At 66.6% G+C, this 19,737-nt stretch carries 21 protein-coding genes; 11 read left to right on the forward strand and 10 right to left on the reverse strand.

Annotated features, from left to right (window positions below; genetic code table 11):
• From ABY44_RS37675 to ABY44_RS37695, 5 genes are all read left to right on the forward strand, one after another.
• A partial coding sequence (locus ABY44_RS37675; RefSeq protein ID WP_155635811.1) for a TOBE domain-containing protein occupies nucleotides 1-648 on the forward strand: 648 nt, incomplete at its 5' end.
• A gap of 10 nt (nucleotides 649-658) precedes the next feature.
• A complete protein-coding gene (locus ABY44_RS37680; protein ID WP_060173882.1) occupies nucleotides 659-1,645 on the forward strand; it encodes an ABC transporter permease subunit in 987 nt (328 codons plus the stop codon).
• Entirely contained in the window at nucleotides 1,642-2,481 is an 840-nt protein-coding gene (locus ABY44_RS37685; protein ID WP_027788939.1) for an ABC transporter permease subunit, read from the forward strand. Before ABY44_RS37680 ends, ABY44_RS37685 begins: the two co-directional genes overlap by 4 nt.
• Nucleotides 2,482-2,604: 123 nt before the next feature.
• Complete coding sequence (locus tag ABY44_RS37690; RefSeq protein ID WP_155637859.1) at nucleotides 2,605-2,766, forward strand: hypothetical protein; 162 nt, start codon at nucleotides 2,605-2,607, stop codon at nucleotides 2,764-2,766.
• Nucleotides 2,767-2,861: 95 nt separating this feature from the next.
• A complete protein-coding gene (locus ABY44_RS37695; RefSeq protein ID WP_027789881.1) occupies nucleotides 2,862-3,296 on the forward strand; it encodes a GNAT family N-acetyltransferase in 435 nt (144 codons plus the stop codon).
• 28 nt (nucleotides 3,297-3,324) lie between these two features.
• Here ABY44_RS37695 and ABY44_RS37700 read toward each other — a convergent pair whose 3' ends face one another.
• The 3 genes from ABY44_RS37700 to ABY44_RS37710 all read right to left on the reverse strand — a co-directional run bounded on the left by ABY44_RS37700 (nucleotide 3,325) and on the right by ABY44_RS37710 (nucleotide 6,337).
• Nucleotides 3,325-3,900: a hypothetical protein gene (locus ABY44_RS37700; protein ID WP_060171688.1), complete on the reverse strand. Its 576-nt coding sequence runs from the start codon at nucleotides 3,898-3,900 to the stop codon at nucleotides 3,325-3,327.
• Nucleotides 3,901-4,016: 116 nt separating this feature from the next.
• Complete coding sequence (locus ABY44_RS37705) at nucleotides 4,017-5,300, reverse strand: cystathionine gamma-synthase family protein (protein ID WP_060171686.1); 1,284 nt, start codon at nucleotides 5,298-5,300, stop codon at nucleotides 4,017-4,019.
• Between the two features lie 140 nt (nucleotides 5,301-5,440).
• Complete coding sequence (locus ABY44_RS37710; RefSeq protein ID WP_060171684.1) at nucleotides 5,441-6,337, reverse strand: LysR family transcriptional regulator; 897 nt, start codon at nucleotides 6,335-6,337, stop codon at nucleotides 5,441-5,443.
• 140 nt (nucleotides 6,338-6,477) lie between these two features.
• Here ABY44_RS37710 and tam point away from each other — a divergent pair, with 140 nt between their 5' ends.
• Nucleotides 6,478-7,263, forward strand: coding sequence for a trans-aconitate 2-methyltransferase (tam, locus tag ABY44_RS37715; RefSeq protein WP_060171682.1), 786 nt, complete (start codon nucleotides 6,478-6,480; stop codon nucleotides 7,261-7,263).
• A gap of 51 nt (nucleotides 7,264-7,314) precedes the next feature.
• Here tam and ABY44_RS37720 read toward each other — a convergent pair whose 3' ends face one another.
• The gene (locus tag ABY44_RS37720; protein ID WP_060171680.1) at nucleotides 7,315-7,905 is read right to left on the reverse strand and encodes a GNAT family N-acetyltransferase; all 591 of its coding nucleotides are present in this window, start codon (nucleotides 7,903-7,905) and stop codon (nucleotides 7,315-7,317) included.
• 747 nt (nucleotides 7,906-8,652) lie between these two features.
• Here ABY44_RS37720 and ABY44_RS37725 point away from each other — a divergent pair.
• Nucleotides 8,653-9,816 carry a porin gene (locus ABY44_RS37725; protein WP_060171678.1) on the forward strand — a complete coding sequence of 388 codons (1,164 nt, stop codon included), beginning with the start codon at nucleotides 8,653-8,655 and terminating at the stop codon, nucleotides 9,814-9,816.
• Nucleotides 9,817-10,098: 282 nt separating this feature from the next.
• Here the strand turns inward: ABY44_RS37725 and ABY44_RS37730 are convergent, their stop codons facing one another.
• From ABY44_RS37730 to ABY44_RS37745, 4 genes are all read right to left on the reverse strand, one after another.
• Entirely contained in the window at nucleotides 10,099-12,549 is a 2,451-nt protein-coding gene (locus tag ABY44_RS37730; protein WP_060171676.1) for a phosphocholine-specific phospholipase C, read from the reverse strand.
• 44 nt (nucleotides 12,550-12,593) lie between these two features.
• Nucleotides 12,594-12,731, reverse strand: a complete 138-nt coding sequence (locus ABY44_RS37735) for a hypothetical protein (RefSeq protein WP_226127085.1) — start codon at nucleotides 12,729-12,731, stop codon at nucleotides 12,594-12,596.
• 168 nt (nucleotides 12,732-12,899) lie between these two features.
• On the reverse strand, nucleotides 12,900-13,580 hold the full coding sequence (locus ABY44_RS37740; protein WP_021159955.1) for an HAD family hydrolase: 681 nt from the start codon (nucleotides 13,578-13,580) through the stop codon (nucleotides 12,900-12,902).
• A 23-nt stretch (nucleotides 13,581-13,603) separates the two neighbouring features.
• Nucleotides 13,604-14,548 (reverse strand): choline ABC transporter substrate-binding protein, encoded by a 945-nt coding sequence (locus ABY44_RS37745; RefSeq protein ID WP_060171674.1) that lies wholly within the window; start codon nucleotides 14,546-14,548, stop codon nucleotides 13,604-13,606.
• Nucleotides 14,549-14,816: 268 nt separating this feature from the next.
• On the opposite strand from ABY44_RS37745, the gene ABY44_RS37750 reads away from it, so the two are divergent.
• The 4 genes from ABY44_RS37750 (at nucleotide 14,817) to ABY44_RS37765 (ending at nucleotide 17,412) form a co-directional block, all read left to right on the forward strand.
• On the forward strand, nucleotides 14,817-15,497 hold the full coding sequence (locus ABY44_RS37750; protein WP_027789870.1) for an MgtC/SapB family protein: 681 nt from the start codon (nucleotides 14,817-14,819) through the stop codon (nucleotides 15,495-15,497).
• Nucleotides 15,498-15,540: 43 nt separating this feature from the next.
• Nucleotides 15,541-16,308 carry a DeoR/GlpR family DNA-binding transcription regulator gene (locus ABY44_RS37755; protein ID WP_027789869.1) on the forward strand — a complete coding sequence of 256 codons (768 nt, stop codon included), beginning with the start codon at nucleotides 15,541-15,543 and terminating at the stop codon, nucleotides 16,306-16,308.
• Nucleotides 16,309-16,449: 141 nt separating this feature from the next.
• Complete coding sequence (locus ABY44_RS37760; protein ID WP_060171673.1) at nucleotides 16,450-16,968, forward strand: molybdopterin-dependent oxidoreductase; 519 nt, start codon at nucleotides 16,450-16,452, stop codon at nucleotides 16,966-16,968.
• Between the two features lie 120 nt (nucleotides 16,969-17,088).
• On the forward strand, nucleotides 17,089-17,412 hold the full coding sequence (locus tag ABY44_RS37765; protein ID WP_021159959.1) for a winged helix-turn-helix domain-containing protein: 324 nt from the start codon (nucleotides 17,089-17,091) through the stop codon (nucleotides 17,410-17,412).
• A gap of 81 nt (nucleotides 17,413-17,493) precedes the next feature.
• Here the strand turns inward: ABY44_RS37765 and ABY44_RS37770 are convergent, their stop codons facing one another.
• Nucleotides 17,494-18,840, reverse strand: coding sequence for a DUF2325 domain-containing protein (locus tag ABY44_RS37770; protein WP_060171671.1), 1,347 nt, complete (start codon nucleotides 18,838-18,840; stop codon nucleotides 17,494-17,496).
• 140 nt (nucleotides 18,841-18,980) lie between these two features.
• Nucleotides 18,981-19,532 (reverse strand): hypothetical protein, encoded by a 552-nt coding sequence (locus ABY44_RS37775; protein WP_060171669.1) that lies wholly within the window; start codon nucleotides 19,530-19,532, stop codon nucleotides 18,981-18,983.
• Nucleotides 19,533-19,737 lie beyond the last annotated feature (205 nt).

Raw genomic sequence — 19,737 nt, forward strand, 5'->3', positions numbered from 1 at the left:
TCGCTGGTCAAGCGCCCGAAGCTGCTGCTGCTCGACGAGCCGATGTCCGCGCTCGACAAGAAGATCCGCCAGAAGACCCAGCTCGAACTGGTGAACATCATCGAGAAGGTCGACGTGACCTGCGTGATGGTCACGCACGACCAGGAAGAAGCGATGACGATGGCGAGCCGCCTCGCGGTGATGAGCGAAGGCAAGATCGTGCAGATCGGCTCGCCCGGCGAAGTCTACGAATACCCGAACAGCCGTTTCTCGGCCGAATTCATCGGCTCGACCAACCTGTTCGAAGGACGCGTGGTCGAGGACGAACCCGACCACATCTTCGTCGAGAGCGACGATCTCGAAGCGCGCATGTACGTGAGCCACGGCGTGACCGGCCCGCTCGGGATGCCGGTCGGCATCTCGGTGCGCCCGGAGCGCGTGCACGTGTCGCGCGAGAAGCCGGGCTCGAAACACAACTGGGCGCGCGGCGTCGTGACCGACATCGCGTACATGGGCAGCTACTCGCTGTACCACGTGCGCCTGCCGAGCGGCAAGACGGTGGTGTCGAACCTGTCGAGCTCGCACCTGATGAACGACAACGCGCCGGCGTGGAACGACGACGTGTTCGTGTCGTGGTCGCCGGCCAGCGGCGTCGTGCTGACGCAGTGAGGACGCCACGATGAGAACCTCCGCTTCCACTCCGTCCGCGCCGGTGTCTGCCGGCGCCGCGAGCACCGGCGCCGGCAGATCGCGCCCGGGCCGTTTCTCCATGCTGTCGCGCTTCCTGCCGTCGGGCCGCAGCGTCGCGATCGGCGTGCCGTTCGTGTGGCTCGCAGTCTTCTTCGCGCTGCCGTTCGTGCTGGTGCTGAAGATCAGCTTCGCCGACCAGGTGATGGGCATCCCGCCGTACACGTCGCTCGTCGAGATCAAGGACGGTGTCGTGCACTTCGCGCTGCAGCTGTCGCACTACGCGTTCCTGCTGCAGGACGACCTGTACATCGCGACCTACCTCAGCTCGCTGAAGATGGCCGCCGTGTCGACCGTGCTGTGCCTGCTGATCGGCTATCCGATGGCGTACTACATCGCGCGCTCGGAACCGAACCGCCGCAACGTGCTGATGATGGCCGTGATGCTGCCGTTCTGGACGTCGTTCCTGATTCGCGTGTACGCATGGATCGGCATCCTGAAGGACGACGGCCTCCTGAACCACACGCTGATCGCGCTGGGCATCATCCACACGCCGCTGCGCCTCTATCACAGCGACGCGGGCGTCTACATCGGGATGGTCTATTCGTACCTGCCGTTCATGGTGATGCCGCTGTACGCGCACCTCGTGAAGATGGACCTCACGCTGCTCGAGGCCGCGTACGACCTGGGCGCGAAGCCGTGGGTCGCGTTCACGCGCATCACGCTGCCGCTGTCGAAGAACGGGATCATCGCCGGCAGCCTGCTGGTGTTCATCCCGGCGGTGGGCGAGTACGTGATTCCGGAACTGTTGGGCGGCGCCGACACGCTGATGATCGGGCGCGTGATGTGGGATGAATTCTTCAACAACATGGACTGGCCGATGGCGTCCGCGGTGACGGTCGCGATGGTGATGCTGCTGCTGGTGCCGATGGCGCTGTTCCAGTACTACCAGGTCAAGGAACTGGAGGACGCGAAATGATCAAGCCGAGCAAACCGCTGTCGACGGGCGTCCTCGCCTTCGGCTTCCTGTTCCTGTACATCCCGATCATCAGCCTGGTGGTGTACTCGTTCAACGAGTCGAAGCTGGTGACGGTGTGGTCGGGCTTCTCGCTGAAGTGGTACAGCGCGCTGCTGGACGACGACGAGCTGCTGACCGCCGCGTGGCTGTCGCTGAAGATCGGCCTCTTGACGGCCACCGCGTCGGTGGTGATCGGCACGTGGGCGGGTTTCGTGCTCGCGCGCTTCGGCCGTTTCAAGGGCTTCACGCTGTACACGGGGATGATCAACGCGCCGCTGGTGATTCCGGAAGTGATCCAGGGCATCTCGCTGTTGTTGCTGTTCGTTGCGCTGGAGCAGATGTTCGGCTGGCCGAAGGGGCGCGGGATGGTGACGATCTGGATCGGGCACGTGATGCTGTGCGTGTCGTACGTGGCGATCATCGTGCAGTCGCGCGTGAAGGAGATGAACAAGTCGTTGGAGGAGGCGGCGCTCGATCTGGGCGCGACGCCGCTGAAGGTGTTCTTCGTGGTGACGCTGCCGCTGATCTCGCAGGCGCTGCTGTCGGGGTGGCTGCTGTCGTTCACGCTGTCGATCGACGACCTGGTGCTGTCGGCGTTCCTGTCGGGGCCGGGGTCGACGACGCTGCCGCTGGTGGTGTTCTCGCGCGTGCGGCTGGGGCTGAACCCGGAGATGAACGCGCTGGCGACGCTGTTCATCACGGCCGTGACGATCGGCGTGATCGTCGTGAACCGGATGATGATCGCGCGCGAACGGCGCCGCGTGGCCGACATGAAGGCGGCGTTCGCGGTGGCGTGAGCGCGGGCATGATGGTGTGACGGCATGACGAAAGCGACGGCGGGCGCATGACGGGCCCGCCGCTTACAGTGGTTGCTTGCTCGGGGGAGGGAAACGGGGCGATCGTGTGCGGTGCGCTCGCTCATGACCGAGTGGGTCGGCTACGGTAACGGCGACGATGCCGCGTGCAAGGCGGCGCAGCCGCCGCGATTCGCGATGGTGCCTTCGGCGCCGGGTTTCGGGTTCCCGATGTGGCCGAACGATGCGAGGGAATTCCACATCGCACGCGATATCGCGCGCGAGTAGCGCGGTCGCCACGCGGCGGGCGACGCGCTATAGTCGTGCGACGCCCGCTGACGGTGCGATACACCCGGCGGCCCTTTCACGCACGCGTTCTCCCGATGACAGCCCTTCCCGACGTTACCCTGCGACTGACCGACATCGAGCAGCCGGCCGCACACGATTTCATCAGCCGCAAGCTCGGCGAATTCAATCACGCGATGACGGGGCGCGCCGACGCGGCCACGCTCGACGTGTACGTGACCGATCCAGCGACGGGCGAGATCGTCGGCGGCCTGACGGGGCGCACGTCGCTCGGTCTTTTCTTCATCGATCTGTTCTACCTGCCCGAATCGTTGCGCGGCGGCGGGTTCGGCAGCCGGCTGCTGCGCGAGGCCGAAGCGGAAGCGAAACGACGCGGATGCGCGCGGGCGGTGCTCTACACGATCTCGTTCCAGGCGCCGGATTTCTACCGGAAGCAGGGTTACGAAGCATTCGGCGAAGTGCCGTGCGAACCGGAAGGCACGTCGCGCGTGTTCATGGTGAAGGTGCTATGAACCGGTTCGGCCGGCGCGCGTCGCGCGCTCAGATTCTCGTGGCGATCGCCTTTCGCGTGTAGCTGGCGTGAGTGGCCGGATCGACGAACCGGCCTCTGAAATATCCTTCGCCGTTCGCGTCGGATACGAACGTCTGATGGGCCGGATCCAGCATGCGGCGCCAGAATGCGTTCCGGCGTTCGATGTTTTTGATCGTTTGCGTCTTCCCGAGAATGTGGCCGGTCATCGTTGCGTCCTTGTCGCTGAGGCTGCCGGCGAGCAGGAGCGAGAAGCCCGGCGGAAGGGGAAGCGTTCGATGGATCTCCGACCAGCACAGCGTGCCGATGCCCCGGCAGCACAATTCCGGCGGAAGCATGAAGTCGCCGATGTGCATCTTGAACGACGAATCGTCGAGCGGAAGCCATCGTTCGCTGAACGGGAATTTCCTGACCCGGGTGGGCGATCCGAATGGCGACTCCCGGTATTCGAATTCGACGGACACGCGGCCCGTGCAGCAGCGATCGGGCAACGCGTCCAGCTTGTCGATTTCCTGCACGATCGTCATGGTCGCGATCGGCACGCCTTGCAGATCGGCGATCCGGTACGAATGCCGCGTGGTGTTCATCGTGTTGATCCTCGAGCGAGCACGACGACGGAGCTCGAACGTCGGCATCCGGGCGTCGGCGTCCGGGCGTCGGCAGCGTGCCCCGTACCGGCGGCACGGGGCACACGCCATCCGCGTCAGCAATGCTCCAGCGCGTACGACAGGTCGGCGATCAGGTCGTCCGGATGTTCGAGCCCGACCGACACGCGAATCAACCCTTCCGACACACCGGCCGCTGCGCGCGCTGCGGCCGGCACGCCCGAATGCGTCGTCGACGCCGGATGGCAGATCAGCGACTCCGTGCCGCCGAGACTGACCGCGGACTTGAAGAGCGTCAGGTGGTTGATGAACCTGAATGCCTGCTCGCGGCCGCCGTCGAGGATGAACGCGAACGTCGAGCCGGGCCCGCTGCACTGGCGCCGGTAGACGGCCTGGTAGGCCGGATCGTCGATGAGCTCGGGATGCAGCACGCGCACCGGTCGATGCGGATTGCCGGCGAGCCAGCGGGCGACGGCGCTGCCGCTGCGCGCGGCCTGCTGCATGCGCAGTACGAGCGTTTCCATCGAGCGGGTGATCATCCACGACGAATGCGGGTCGAGCTGCGAGCCGAGCGTGCTGCGGACCGAGCGGATCTTCGTGATCAGGTCGCGGGTGCCGGTCACGCCGCCGGCGACGAGGTCGCTATGCCCGCCGATGTATTTCGTCAGCGAGTACACGCTCAGGTCGATGCCCTGCCGCGACGGCTTCTGATACAGCGGCCCGAGCAGGGTGTTGTCGCAGACCGACAGCGGGCGGTAGCCGTGCCGCGCCTCGAACGCATCGATTTCGCTGCGCAGCCCGTCGAGGTCGAACAGCGCGTTGGTCGGGTTGGCGGGCGTCTCGATGTAGCACATCCGCACGTTGCCCTTTTGCGCGGCCGCTTCGAGCGCGGCGCGGATCGCGCTGGTGGACAGCCCGTCGGCGATCACTTCGGAGCGGATGCCCCACTCGGGCAGGAACTTCGAGATCAGCGTTTCGGTGCCGCCGTACAGCGGCACGGACTGGACGACGCAGTCGCCCGGCCGCAGGAACGTCAGCAGGATCGCGGCGATTGCCGACATGCCGCTCGACGTCACGACGGCGGCTTCGGAATCGTCGAGCAGCGCGAGGCGATCCTCGACGATCTCCAGGTTCGGGTGATTGAAACGGCTGTAGACGAGGCCCGCGCCTTCGCCTTCCGGCGAAGGCTTGCGCCCGGCCACGACGTCGAAGAATTCGGCGCCGTCCTCGGCCGTGCGGAACGCGAACGTCGACGTGAGGAACACGGGCGGCTTCACCGATCCTTCCGACAGGAACGGATCGTAGCCGTACGACATCATCTGGGTTTCGGGATGGAGTTCCCGGTCTGCAATCTTGCGCTTGTGGTAGTTGCGATAGGCCATGCGGTGCTCCGTGCAGGGGTGGTGAGGAACGGCCGTTGCAGCGGCGGCATGACGCGTGCGGCGCCGGGTAGGCACCGTTCGTCGCGACCGCGTGACGCGATACTACCCGAAGGCATGGCCTTCGTGACGCGCGACTGTCACTATCGAGAGGGTGTCGCCTGTTCGACGATCATGTCGTACAACGCACGGGCGGCCGGCGACAGTTGCGCGCTCCGGCGCGTGACGAGCACGAGCGTGCGCGACACCGCGGGCTCGACGAGTTCGATCGTGCGGATCATCGGGTACGCGTTCTTCTGGATCGCGAGCTTCGGCACCACCGCCGCGCCGAGCCCCTCCGCGACGAGCCCGAGCGCCGTCGAGCTGCGTTGTACTTCGTAGAACGAATGCAGCGACACGCCGCTCGTCTTCAGCGCGCCGTCGAGCAGCCCGCGATTGCCGCTCACTTCGCCTGCGAAGATCAGCGGATGCGGTTTCAGGGCGGCCCAGCGAATGCGCCGCCGCTTCGCGAGCGGATGATCGTCGCGGCACACGAGTACGTACGGGTCGCTCGTCAGCGGGACGTTGACCAGTTCGGGATGCTGGTCGCCGGCGATGCCGATGCCGAACTCGGCCTCGCGATGCAGCACGGCCTGCAGCACCGACGCCGACGCGTGATCGAGGATCTTCACGCGATCGTGCGGGCGGTGCGCGGAGAATGCGCGCAGGATGCGGGGCAGGTATTGCACGCCGACCGTCGGCACGCACGCGATCGTGACGTCGCCGCGCTGGCTCAGGCCGGTTTCGCGAATTTCGGTGAGCGCGTCGGACAGCTCGTTCAGCAGCCGGCGCGCTTGCGGCAGGAAGCGCCGGCCGATTTCGGTGAGGGTGGTGCGGCGCGTGGTGCGCTCGACGAGCGCGACGCCGAGAAAGGTTTCGAGCTTGCGCAGCCGCTGCGTGATGGCCGTCTGCGTGACGTGCAGCGTATCGGCCGCCTGCCGGAAGCTGCCGCCGTCGGCGATCGCGACGAAAGCCTGAACACCGAGCGTATCGATCTTCATCAGAATTTTGAATCAATCACGATATTAAATTCATTTTACTGAACTTCACGACGACCGCAGAATGCTTCGCATCGACGGCCCCCCGCACCGCGCACGCCGGCAGCGGCACGGCCGTCCACGCCGACCACGAGGAGAACGACATGACGACCCCACTCGATCGATACGCGGCCCAGTACGTGCAATTCGAGGACGAACGCACGCGGCCGATCCGCGATCTGCTCGCCGCTGTGCCGAACACGCCGATCCATACCGCGATCGACATCGGCTGCGGGCCCGGCAATTCGACGGAGGCGCTGATCGCGCGTGCGCCGGACGCAACGGTCCACGGAATCGATGCGTCGGCGGACATGATCGACGCCGCGCGCAAGCGCCTGCCGGACCTGCGTTTCGACGTCGTGGATATTTCCACGTGGGACGATCCCGGCGGCTACGACCTGATTCTCGCGAATGCGGTGCTGCAATGGGTGCCCGCGCACGACACGCTGTTTCCGGCGCTCGTCGGCCGCCTCGCGCCGGGCGGCCATCTGGCGGTGCAGATGCCCGACAACCTCGACGAACCCGCGCATCGGTTGATGCGCGAGGTCGCCGCGGCCGGGCCGTGGGCGGACAAGCTGAAAGGCGCGGCGCGCACCGAGCGGTTCGATGCGCGTCATTACCACGCGCTGCTGTCGCCGCTGTGCTCGCGCGTGGACGTGTGGCGCACGACCTACTACCACCCGCTGCGCGGCGGTGCCGATGCGGTCGTCGAATGGTTCAAGGGCAGCGCGCTGCGGCCGTTCCTCGCGGCGCTCGACGACGGCGAGCGCGCGGCGTTTCTCGCGCGGTATCGCGACGCGATCGCCGGCCCGGGCGGCTATCCGGCGTTTGCCGACGGCACCGTGCTGCTGCCGTTCCCGCGTCTGTTCATCGTGGCGACGCGGGCATGATCAGGATGTGATGCGCGTGAGATGCGGCGATGACGCGCGTTCGGCGGTGCGTCAGCGCGCCGGCCGCATCGATTCCGGGTCGACCGTGCGGATCCGTGCGGTCTGCCCGTCGCGCAGGTCCTTGTACCAGAACAGCGCGACTTCACCGTCGTTCTCGTCGTCCGCGTACAGCAGGCGATCGTGGCCGCCCAGCACGAAGCCCGAGCGGGCATAGGTGCTGCACGCGGCGATGTTGTTCGACTGCGTTTCCAGCCGCATGAAGCCGAACCCGTGGCTGCGCGCCCAGGATTCGGCGGCCGCGAGCAGCAACTGTCCGATGCCTTGCCGTCGGCTGAGGCGGTCGACGGCCAGCTCCGCGATCTCGGCCATCCCGTTCCAGCTCTGGCTGATCGCCACGAACCCGGCGAGCCGGCCGCCGGCCGTCGCGCGAAAGAGCGCCGTCTTGCCGGTCGCCTCGTCCGCCCAGCCGGCCGGATCGAAGCCGTAGTGCTTGCGGCGCGCCGGCAGCGCGCGCAGATCGAGCAAGTCCTGATACGGCGCGTTCAATTCCCACGCGATGTCGAACGAGAAGTCGCATCGATCCAGTTCGTCGGCGGGAAGCGCGCTCGTCTGTTCGATGCTGATGTGTTCGGCTCGGTCCATGTGTCGGTGTCCTGTCTTCTGCGGGATGGCGTGGTGTCGTCGGTGATGCGATCGCCGGCATCGTGAGGTGCGCCGCATCGAGTGTGTGCGTGCCGCGGATTTTTGCGCCCGCACAGTTCGCCGTGCGCGAGACCGGCACAGACTGGCTCCTCCCTTGACGGCGAAACGCGGGCAAACCGTGAACCGGATGGCGACGCAAACGTGTGCGGGGTGCATGCGCCGGCGAGGGCGCTCTTTCAACCGCCTGATTATGCTGGATTTCGGCATGAGGCCGTCGCCGGCATCGACGCGATGCGGGCCGTCGTGCGTCGCGACTTCGATCCGGGTGACCGTCGGTCGCCTGTGGAGGAAAGACGACAGGAACCCGAATAATTGTTTACCGTTTCGTGACAACTCGATATATTCCGAAAAATATATCGAAGGTCGTGGCGTCGTCAGGCGCCACGTCGTCCACCCGCTCCACGAAAGCCGGAAGAGATTCTGACCTGCATCGCCGGAGCAACGCGTCGTCGCGGCATGCGCACTCGGTGCGCACGCTCGCCGGCGCTGCAACACAGGCGGCCGCCCCGCGGCATGCCACTTCAGCAAGCCCATACCGGTACCGAAACGAAGCATCGTGCATGTGCATGAGGCGTCTGTGCGCGCGGCGATCCGGTGGCTCGCGTTCGTCAATCAGTCGGTGATTCGTCAACACGCCGCGTGTCACGCTGCGACGCAGACGCGCGTCGACAACAACAGGAAGTGAACATGAAAAAGACCATCGCGGCCGCAGCCGCACTCGGGATGTTCGGCACCGCCGCGCACGCGCAAAGCAGCGTCACGCTCTACGGGCTGATCGATGCGGGTATCACGTATTCGAACAAGGTCGCGACGTCGGGCGGCCACGGCAAGCTCGTCAAGTACGGTGACGGCGTCGCGTCGGGCAGCCGCTGGGGCATTCGCGGGACCGAGGATCTCGGCGGCGGGCTGAAGGCGCTGTTCGTGCTGGAAAACGGCTTCAGCAGCGGTGACGGCGCGATCGGCCAGGGCGGTGCGCTGTTCGGCCGGCAGGCGTTCGTCGGGCTGTCGAAGAACGGGATCGGCTCGCTGACGTTCGGCCGCCAGTATTCGTTCTCGACCGACTACATCGGCGCGAACTACGCGATGGGCAGCCAGACGCCGGCCGGCAACTACGCGTATCACATCAACGATCTCGACCAGCTGACGTCGAGCCGCATCAACAACGCCGTGAAGTTCCAGAGCGCGAACTTTGCGGGCCTCACGTTCGGCGCGATGTACGGCTTCTCGAACTCGACGCAGTTCGCGGGCACGCCGACCACGACCGGCACGAACGGTTCGCAGGGTTCGTCGAGCGCGTACAGCTTCGGCGCGAACTATGCGCAGGGGCCGTTCGGCATCGGCGCCGCGTACACGAACATCCGCTTCCCGAACGGCGCGACGCCCGCGTTCGGCGTCGGCATCGCGAACGTCAACACGCAGGGGCTGCGCGATCTCGAGACGGTCGGCGTCGGCGCGCGTTATGCGATCGCGGCGGCCCTCGTGTGGGCGAACTGGACGCATACGAAGTTCGTGCCGCTGTCGGGCGAATCGTCGAAGCTGAACAACTACGAAATCGGCGGCCGCTATGCGTTCACGCCGGCCCTGAGCGGCGGCCTCGGCTATACGTTCTCGAAGCTCGACGGCCGCTTCGACGGCAAGTGGCATCAGGTCAACGCCGCGGTCGACTATGCGCTGTCGAAGCGCACGGACGTGTACGTCAGCGCGGCCTACCAGAAGGCGTCGGGCAGCAATACGATCAATGGCCGCGCGGTGCCGGTGCAGGCGGAGATCGGCTCGTCGAGTTCGTTCATCGGCAACGCGGGCGCGAACACGCAGTTCGTCACGCGGATCGGCCTGCGTCACAAGTTCTGATCGACCTCACCCGCGAGCGGGCGCTCCATCGGAGCGCCCGTTTTTGCTGTCGGGCGCGACGAAGCGCGACCCTGCACCGGTTGATTTGCCAGGCCGGCAATCTCGGCGATTTCGATGCGGCGCCGGCGGCCGGGCTGTGGATCCTCGAAATCCAGATCGCGCGCCTGACGCGGCCGTTCGGCGCGTTCTAAGAGGGTCTGCTCGTGTAGCGCCCGTCGCGCGGGCAGGGCGAATGCGTGCCGGCCCCATGGAGGCGGCCGGCACGACACGGTCAGGCTACCGTCAGATGTTGATCGTGACGGGCCCCGCGAGCGGCGTGTAGCCGTCGTCGAACAGATACCACGCGTCGTACTGCCCCGACGCCAGCGTGCTGTTGGCCGTGGACGAGAACAGCAGCGAGCCGGTGCTCTTCGGCAGGTACGCCCACGACTTGTAGCTGCCCTTGGTCGGCTGCGCGCCATGCGCGAAGATGCCCACCCAGTTCTTCGGGCTGTGGCTCCACGGCGGCGCGACGTAGTCGAACCGCAGCGTGCCGAACGTCGAACCCTGCGACGCGAGCGACGCGACGAACTTCTTGCCGGTATTGCCGATCGCCGAATCCGTGAGCAGGGTGCCGGATTGCGCCTGCACGCAGCCGGCTACCCGGCGCAGGAAGTTCGGATCGCTCGCGTCGCGGATGCTGGCGTCGTACCAGCCGCCGTCGCCGTACCACGTGACGGCTTGTGTCGCGCCGGCGGCGACGGTGACCGACTGCCGCGTGTTCATGCCGTACGCGTTGTCGGTGAGCTGGAACGTCGTCGCGGCCGAGCCGGCGGAGTTGTCGAGCGTGATCTGCACGTTGCCGTTGGCCACGTCGTAGCACAGGCTGACTTCGGCGGTCGATCCCGTGTTGCCGGACGAACCGATGCTGCCGCGGAACGTCTGCAGGAAGCCGTTCGGGCCGTAGACGGAATAGTCGTAGCTGCCGCCGGCATTCAGCGCGAGCGAATCCGACAGGTTCGCGCACCGGCCCGCGCCGGCCGCGATCGTGTAATGCCGGGGGATCGTGCTCGTGCCGTCGACCCACGCCTGCAGGTGGACGCCGGCGGTGCCGGTGTTGGTCATCGTCAGCGACAGCGTGTTGCCGGCGCGGTTGACCTTGCCTTGCACGAAAAACTCGTAGGGCAGGCGGCAGGCGGTGCTGCGGCCGGCCGTCTGCGCCGGCACCGCGGTGGTGGTCGGGTAGGGGATCGGGACGGCCGGGCCGTTCGGGTTCATGTTGCTTGCCGGCGGCTGGATCGCGGGAACCGTCCGGTCGGCGTTCGAGAAATCGAAGGCCGACGTCAGGTCGCCGCAGACCGTGCGTCGCCACGGCGTGATGTTGGTTTCCTGTAGCCCGAAGCGCGCTTCCAGAAAGCGGATCACCGATGTGTGATCGAAGACCTGCGAATTGACCTTGCCGCCCTTCGACCACGGCGAGATCACGAACATCGGCACGCGCGGGCCGAGCCCGATCGGCACGTCGCCGCTCGCCGAGCCGTCCGATGCGGCGCCGCTGCCGGAGACGAATTCGGCGGCCGTCGAGACCGTGGACCGGCCGGTGCCGGCAGCGGAACTGGCCGGGACGGCCGGCGGCATGTGATCGAACAGCCCGTCGTTCTCGTCGTACATGACGAGCAGCACCGTGCTGGCCCACACCGCCGGATTCGACGTCAGCGCATCGAGGACGCTGCTGACGTACCATTCGCCGCCGCTCGCGGCCCACGACGGGTGCTCGCAGTATGCGTAGGGCGCGGCGATCCACGATACCTGCGGCAGCGTGCCGTTGGCGACGTCGGCCCGCAGCTGGCTGAAGAGGTTCGTGTCGTATTCCTTGCCGCCGCCCGACGGGTCGATCTGCGTGCCGTTGAGCGCCGGCGCGAGCGGATCGCCTGCACCGAGGTTCTGGTATTGCCTGAAGTTCAGGATGACGTTGTCGCCGTAATTGCCGTTCCACCAGAGATCGCTTTTGGAGCCGTTGTATTCGCCGTAGCCATGTGCGGCATCCAGGCCGTTGCCCTTGTCCTGGTAGAACTTCCACGTGACGCCGGCCGTGTTCAGGCGCTCCGGCATCGTGGTCCAGCCGGTGCCCGTCATTGTGTTCGTCGTGTACGGCGAGTAGCCGGCGACGTTGCCGCAGCACCCGGTCCACAGATACAGGCGGTTCGGGTCGGTCGGGCCGAGCATCGAGCAGTGGTACGCGTCGCACACCGTGAACGCGCTCGCCAGCGCGTAGTAGAACGGGATGTCCTTCTGCGTGAAGTAGTACATCGTGCCGCTGGTCTTCGCGTCGGCCCAGTTGTCGTAGCGGCCGTTGTTCCAGGCACTGTGCGTGCCGTTCCAGCTGTGATCCAGGTCGCCGTAGTAGGTGTCGCCGTTCGCCGTGCCGGAGGGCGGGGACGGGTTGAACGGAAACACGTAGGACGTCAGCCAGGGCTGGCGCCACACCGGGTACCCGCTCGAAATCACGACCGGCCGAGGATCGCCGAAGCCGCGCGCACCGCCCAGCGTGCCGAGGTAGTGGTCGAACGAACGGTTTTCCTGCATCAGGATCACGACGTGCTTCACGTCCTGGATCGTGCCGGTGACGGTGGCTGCCGGAATGGCCTGGGCGCGCGCGATGCTTTCGGGCAGCATGCCCGTGATCGCGGTCGCGCCGGCGAGCTTCAACGCATCGGCGAGGAACTGACGTCGTGTCGTGGGTTTGTTTTGCATGATCGCTCTCTGTCGTGGATGGCTGGCTCCGGGGCCAGCGTCGGTCAGTGGCACGCGCTCGCGCAGTGCAGGACGGGCGTGGATGCCGAACCCGGTGCGGCCGCGCGCGCGGCCGCCACGTTGGCCGCGGTGCCCGAGTCGCCATCGCCGCAAGCGGCCAGCGTGCACAGCAGCGCGATCATGAAAACGCCGCGCCAGTGCGGAAAGCGGCTTTCCGATCGGCGCGACCTGACGACATGCTTTCGACTCGACTCGAATCGGATTCCTGAATGATCGAGGCCGTTGCTGCGTGTTCCGTATTTCATTACCCCTCCCGACATGAAAATGGACAGCAGAGAATATCGCCCGAATCAGAACAACTTCATGACAGGCCACCCGCGCGTGCCTGCCACCTGCAAAAGCCTCGAATCGGGATTGGTGGCGACCGGATGCGTGACGTAATCCAGCAGCGGCACGTCGTTGATCGAGTCGCTGTAGAAGTAGGTGCGCTCGAAATCCGACGGCGCGTAGCCGAGCGATTCCAGCCACGCGGTCGTGCGCACGATCTTTCCTTCGCGGAAGCTCGGCACGCCGGTGCTGCGCCCGGTAAACGCGCCGTCCGGCGTGCCGTCGTCGGTATCGAGTTCGATGCCGAGCAGGTGCTCGATGCCGAATTCGGCCGCGATCGGCCGCGTGACGAAGACGTTGGTCGCCGTCACGATGCAGCAGAGATCGCCGTTTTCGCGATGCCGCCCGACCAGCTCGCGCGCCTGCGGCGTGATCGCCGGACGGATCACTTCGTCCATGAACCGCGCGTGCCAGCGCTCGAGCACCTTGCGCGGATAGCGGGTGAGCGGCGCGAGCGTCACGGCGAGATACGCGTTCATGTCGAGCGTGCCGGCCGCGTAATGACCGTAGTGCTCGTCGATCAGCGCGGCGTGCGCGTCGTCCTCGCGCCAGCCGACCCGCGAGATGAAGCGGGCCCAGGCCTGGTCGCTGTCGAGCGGCAGCAGCGTGTGGTCGAGGTCGAACAGCGCGAGATTCTTGTACATGCCGGGTTCCTTGTCTTGCGGGCTTACGCGCCGATCAGCTTCTCGATCGCATCCTTCGCATTCTTTCCGTCGATGGTCGTCACGCCGTCGAGCCACTTCGACAGCACGTCCGGATGCTTCTTCGCCCATTCCCTGGCCACCGCGACCGGGTCCGCGTGATTCATGATCGGCACCATCAGCTGGTTCTCTTCGTCGGTCGTGAACTTCAGGTTGGTCAGCAGCCGGCCGACGTTCGGGCAGCGATCGAGATAGCCGGGCGTGACGAGCGTGTAGACCTTCGCCGACCCGTAGTTCGGGCCGAATACGGTGTCGCCGCCGTCGAGATAGGTGATCCGGTAGTCGATGTTCATCGGATGCGGCTCCCAGGCCAGGAACACGATCATCCGGTGCTCCTGCACGGCGCGCGTCACCTGCACGAGCATGCCGGCCTCGCTCGATTCGACCAGCTTGAAGCCGCCGAGCCCGAACTCGTTCTTGTCGATCATTCGCTGGATCAGCGCGTTGCCGTTGTTGCCGGCGCCGATCCCGTAGATCTTGCCGTCGAGCTGGTCGCGGAACCTGGCGATGTCGGCGAAGCGCTTGAGCCCCTTGTCGGATGCGTATTGCGGCACGGCCAGCGTATAGCGCGCGCCGACCAGGTTGGGCTCCGGCAACTGGTGGACGGCGCCGGCGTCCACGAACGGCTTCACCGTCGGCGTCATGCTCGGATCCCAGTAGCCGAGGAACGCGTCGATCTGCGCCTTCTTCACGCCGGCCAGCACGATCGGCGGCGACGCGATCGTCTTGGTCGCCTCGTAACCGAGCCCGTCGAGCAGCATCATCGCGACGCCGGTGGTGGCCGCGATGTCGCTCCAGCCGACGTCGCCGAGCGTCACCTTTTTACAGACGTCGCCTCCCGATGCGTGAGCGGGGGCCGTCGCCAGCGCCGCCAGCAGGGTTGCGGCCAGCATCCATGCCTTCTTCATCATGTTGGTCTCCTAAGCAAGTGTTCCGGATCGTGTTGCCTGAATGGTCTGACGATTGATCGTGCCGATCGGATGAAACAAACGAACTTGGGTCTGGCTTTGCAGTTTTTCGTACCGTATATTAGAACGCACAAAATCGCAAGATCGCACAAAAATACAACTCGCCGGGTGTCGGGTGCGGCAACGGGCGGGGCGGGCAGGAAGAACCGGACGGCGGCCCCATGCGGGCCGCGCTTCATCGGATGGACCAGGCAAAGCAAGGAGATCTCGAATGATCAGTCAGCTGGAAATCGTGTCCCGCCTGTTGCTGGCGGCATTGCTCGGCAGCCTCGTCGGCATCGAGCGCGAGCGCCTGTCGTGGGCGGCCGGATTGCGCACCCACATGCTGGTGGCGGTGGGTGCCGCGCTCGTGATGGTCGTATCGGCGTTCGGCTTCGCGGACGTCCAGAACGCGAAGAACGTGTCGCTGGACCCGTCGCGCGTCGCCGCACAGGTGGTGTCGGGCATCGGCTTCCTCGGCGCCGGTTCGATCATGCTGCGCGGCGAGATCATCCGCGGCCTGACGACCGCGGCGAGCCTGTGGGTCGTGGCGGCGGTCGGGCTGGCCGTGGGCGGCGGCATGTATGTGGCCGCGATTGCCGCGACGGCGATCGTGCTCGCGATCCTGGCCGGCCTGAAGCCGATCGAGAAACGCTTGTTCGCGACGCGGCAGCGCTGGGGCGTGCGCATCCTCGCGAGCCGCGGCGCCGTGAAACTGACGTCGCTGCAGGCGATGCCCGGCATCGACCAGGCGCGCATCGTCCGGTTCATCATCGAGCAGGACGATGCCGCGCCGGACGACGACCGCATCCACGTGGTGTTTTCAAAGATGACGAGCAGCGAGTGCCAGGCGGTGCGTCAATCCCTGCAGACCCTCGTCGGCATCAAAAAACTGGAGGAGAGCGCTGCGTAGTTCGCCGTTCGAATAACATTGACGTTCACTCCGAGGACATTCCATGTGGCAAGAAGAGCGATACCAGAGGATCCGGCTTCTGTTATCGAAGATGCAGCGGGTTTCCACCGACCGGATCATGGCCGACCTGAACGTGTCGCGGGAAACCGTGCGTCGCGATCTCGTCGATCTCGAAGCGCTCGGTGAACTGAAGCGCGTGCACGGCGGCGCGGTGCAGGTGGGCGACGAAGCGCCGATCGCCGAACGCGCGCAGACCCACGTGAAGGCGAAGCTGGCGATCGCCCGCGCGGCGGCCAGGCTGGTCACGGGCTCGCAGACGCTGTTCATCGACGCGGGCACGACCACGACACTGCTGGCCGAGGAACTGGCGAAGCTGTCGGGCCTCACGATCGTCACGAACTCGATCGACGTCGCGCTGAAGATGCGGTCGAGCGACCCGGGGCAGGCGAGGAACGAGACGATCCTGCTCGGCGGGATGATCGGCACCCGCGCGGCCGCGACCGTCGGCGACGGCACGGTCGCCGAGATCTTCCGCTATCGCGCCGACCTCGCGCTGCTGTCGCCGGTCGGGGTCGATGCCGTCCGCGGCGCGACCAATTACGACCGGATGGAAACCGAAGTGGCGCGCGCGATGGTGAGCAACGCGGCGGACGTCGCGATCCTGGCCGATTTCAGCAAGCTCGGAACGAACAGCCGGATCAGCTTCTGCGAGCCGGCGCGGATCGGCGCACTGGTGACGGACGCGAAGGCGGAATCGGTCGACAGCTTCAAGAGCCTGAAGAAGGTCATCAAGAACATCGTGCTGTCGTAGCGCCGCGCGGCGCGGGGCGCGATCGGCCGGCGTTATGCCGCCCATGCGGCGCGCATTCCGCCGGCCGGTTTTTTCCCGGCGTAATATATCCGCCGATACGACGCAGGCCTGCCCACCGGCAGGCCGTCATGGAGGCGGGCGATGGAGAGGGCAGGGACGGCGGCGCTTTCGGCGCAGCAGGCGCAACAGGCGCAACACGTGCAGCCGGCGGCGGCAGGCTCGGTCGCGCTGACGGGCGCATTCGTGCGGCCGATGACGGTGACGCTCGACGATCTGCGCCGGCACGCGAGCGCGACGGCCGAGCCGTTCGACCTGCGCTGCTTCACGACGAATCGCTTCATCCGCTCGGTCGCACCGTATCGCGGCGCACGGCTGAAGGACCTGCTCGACGCGGCCGGGCTGCGCAACGACACGCCGGGCGACTTCAAGCGCATGGTGTTCATCGCGCATGCGCACGACGGCTACGCGGTCACGTTTTCCTGGCATGAACTGTTCAACACGCCGGTCGGCGAACACGTGATCGTCGCGTTCGAATGCGGCGACGCGCCGCTGTCGATCGACGACGGCGCGCCGCTGCTGTTCTCGGGCGCCGACCTCCTGCCCGCGCCGCGCCACGTGAAGCGGCTGGCCGGCATCGTCGCCCGCGTGCTCGAGGTCTGAACCGGCGCGCAGGCGGCCGGCATGCGTCGCATCGGCCATCGTGTATGCTTGCCCGCATCGTTCAAAGGGCAGCACAACATGAAGACACCGGCACACCCCAAGCCTGAAGTGCGATTCAGGATGCGTATCCAGCAGGCCGACACGATCGCGCTCGGCCCGGGCAAGGTCGCGCTGCTCGAAGCCGTGCACGAACACGGTTCGATTTCGGCGGCGGCGCGCAGCCTGAAGATGTCGTACCGGCGTGCGTGGCTGCTGATGGACGAGCTGAACCGCTCGCTGAAATCGCCGGCGACGGTGTCCGAGCATGGCGGGCAGAGCGGTGGCGGCAGCGTGCTCACGCCGGTCGGCGAGGAGATCATCCGCCTCTATCGCGGGATCGAGGCGCGCGCCTACGCGGCGTGTGCCGACGAAATCGCCGCGCTCACGAAAATGGTACGGCGCTGAAGCGCGGGGCCTGTTGACGCCGACGACGCGCTTGCACCGACCCGCTGAAGGGCAGGAGGAGCGCGTCGAAGCGAATCAGGTCTAGCCGTGCCGCAGGCAGAAGCGCGGCGTGCCGCCGGCGGCGGCATCCGGCGCCATGACGTCGCGCGCCTGTGCATCGAGCCGCCCGATCAGTTCGACGAAGCTGGCGACGCTGGCCGTCCGCAGCGGGTAGTACGCGACGTGGTGGCGTTCGCAGATGCGCTTGAGCAGGTTCATCGAATCGTGGTCGATGCAGTCGACCGGGAACACGACCATGTGCGCGCCCGGTAGCGCGGCGGCCAGCAGGCCCTTGCGATCCTCGATACCGCCGTCATGCAGCGTCACGTCACCGCCCGCCGCTTCGACGATCCGCCTGATCGCACGGTTCGAGCCCGGGCGCCCGCCGACGTAGACCAGACGCGTGACCCGCAGGATCGACAGCGGATCGGCCGCGTGTTCGGCGGGATCGTCCGCCGACGCCTGCACCGCCTGTTCGATCGCGCTCGCTTCGGCGCGCAGCGTATTCACCATCGCCATCAGGTCGTCGAGCCGCGCGCGCATCGCGCGTGCGCTCGCCTGTTCCGCGGCGATCCGCTGTTCGGCAGCCTCGCGGCGGCTCGTGTGCAGCGCGAGTCGCTCATCGCGCGCGGCCAATGCTTCGCGCAGTTCGTGGACTTCGTCGCGCAATGCGCTTTCAGCCGCCGGCGGCTGTGCATTCCGGCGCGCAACGAGGGCATCCCGTTCCTGCAGCGCCGCGTCGCGCTGCGCGCTCATTTCGTGCAGGCGCGCCTGCTGCCGGTCGATCTTCGCGTGCAGCGCCGCATTCTCCTCCTCCAGCGCGACCAGCCGCCGGATATCGGCGCGATTGGCCGCGCCGACCAGGTGCGACAGCATGTGCAGGTCGCCGAACGCGGCCTGGCGCACGGCCATCGTCGTGCGCGGATGCGTCATCAGCGCCCAGTAGGCGGGCGGGATGTCGCCGCTCTTCAGCGCTTCCTTCCAGCGTGCAAGGAGGTCATCCGCATCCTGTGCGCTGTCGAATGCGCGGATCGCGCCGGCGTAACGCTCGTCAAGCGCCTTGTGCAATGCCTTGGCGCCGGCCGTGCCGTCGATCGCGAGCTCGACGGCGGCGTGATGGATGTCGAGGTCGGTCGCATGCTGGCGGTCGAGGTCGGTGTATTTCGGCACGAGCCTGCGCAGCTCGTGCGTGGTCAGGCAGGTGCCGATGATCGAGCAGTGCAGGTTCGCATCGAGCTCGGACAGGCGCGTGCGGCGCTTCAGCTCGGTCAGTTGCGCGCGCGACGGCGCGCAGCATGCGTCGACCCGCGTGCCGGTTGCCGCGGGCAGATTACCGCTGGGCGACGAGAGATCGGCCGTGCGGGCAAGGCGAAAGGGCGGAACGTGCATGTTGACCTCTGTCCGGCACGGTCGGGCCGGTGACGGATGCGCGAAAGATTCGCGAAATATACCACGGGATATAACGAGCGAAATTCGGGGGAAATCACCGGGTAATGCGGCGTGGTGCGGCGTGGCGCGGCGTGGTGCGGTCAGCAGAGCGCGGTTGGGCGGTCGGTGAGCGGCAGGGCGGTGGAGGGCGATGCCGGGGTTGATGGTGAAACGGGACGCGATGCCGGCGCGTGCCGCTCCATCACGTACTCGACGCACAGCCCGACGAACAGCACGTCGACGCGCTCCAGCGCGGCGACCGCGTCGCGCATCGCGGCCGTGTCGTTGCTGAACGAATCGGAGAACACGTCGTCGCGTGTGCGTTCGAGGTGGCGCGCCTGGCCGATCGCCCGTTCGAGTTCGGGCAGGCGCGTGAAGCGGGCGGTGCGTGCGTCGTCTTCGAGCGTGGACAGCAGTTCGCGAAAGCCCATCGCGGACAGCGCATCGTCCTGCGCGTTTTCAGCGTGCGCAGCCGAGAACATCCGGATGAAGCGCACGACGCTGCCGCGCAGGCGTCGAAACGCATCGACGACATCCGTGACCTGCTGCGCACGTGCGTCGCTCGACAGCGGCCTGAGCGCACTGATCTTGTGCGCGAGCGGCTGTTCCCGTGCGGTGCGCTGCGGGGCGCGATCCGTCGGCGTGCGGGGCATGGCGAATCTCCGGAAGTGCTGGTTTCGATATATTCTACGGAACATATCGAGCGTGCGAAAAAAACGGCACCGTGCACGAGACATGGTGCCGTCAGCGGCCCTGGTAACGGCCCGAGCAACGGCCCTGGTAACGGCCCGAGCAACGGCCCGAGCAACGGCCCGAGCAACAGCCGCAACAACAGCCGCAACAACAGCCGCAACAACA

Origin of the sequence: Burkholderia sp. ZZQ-2, from assembly GCF_050768715.1 — a bacterium.
GTDB classification, from domain to species: domain Bacteria; phylum Pseudomonadota; class Gammaproteobacteria; order Burkholderiales; family Burkholderiaceae; genus Burkholderia; species Burkholderia cepacia.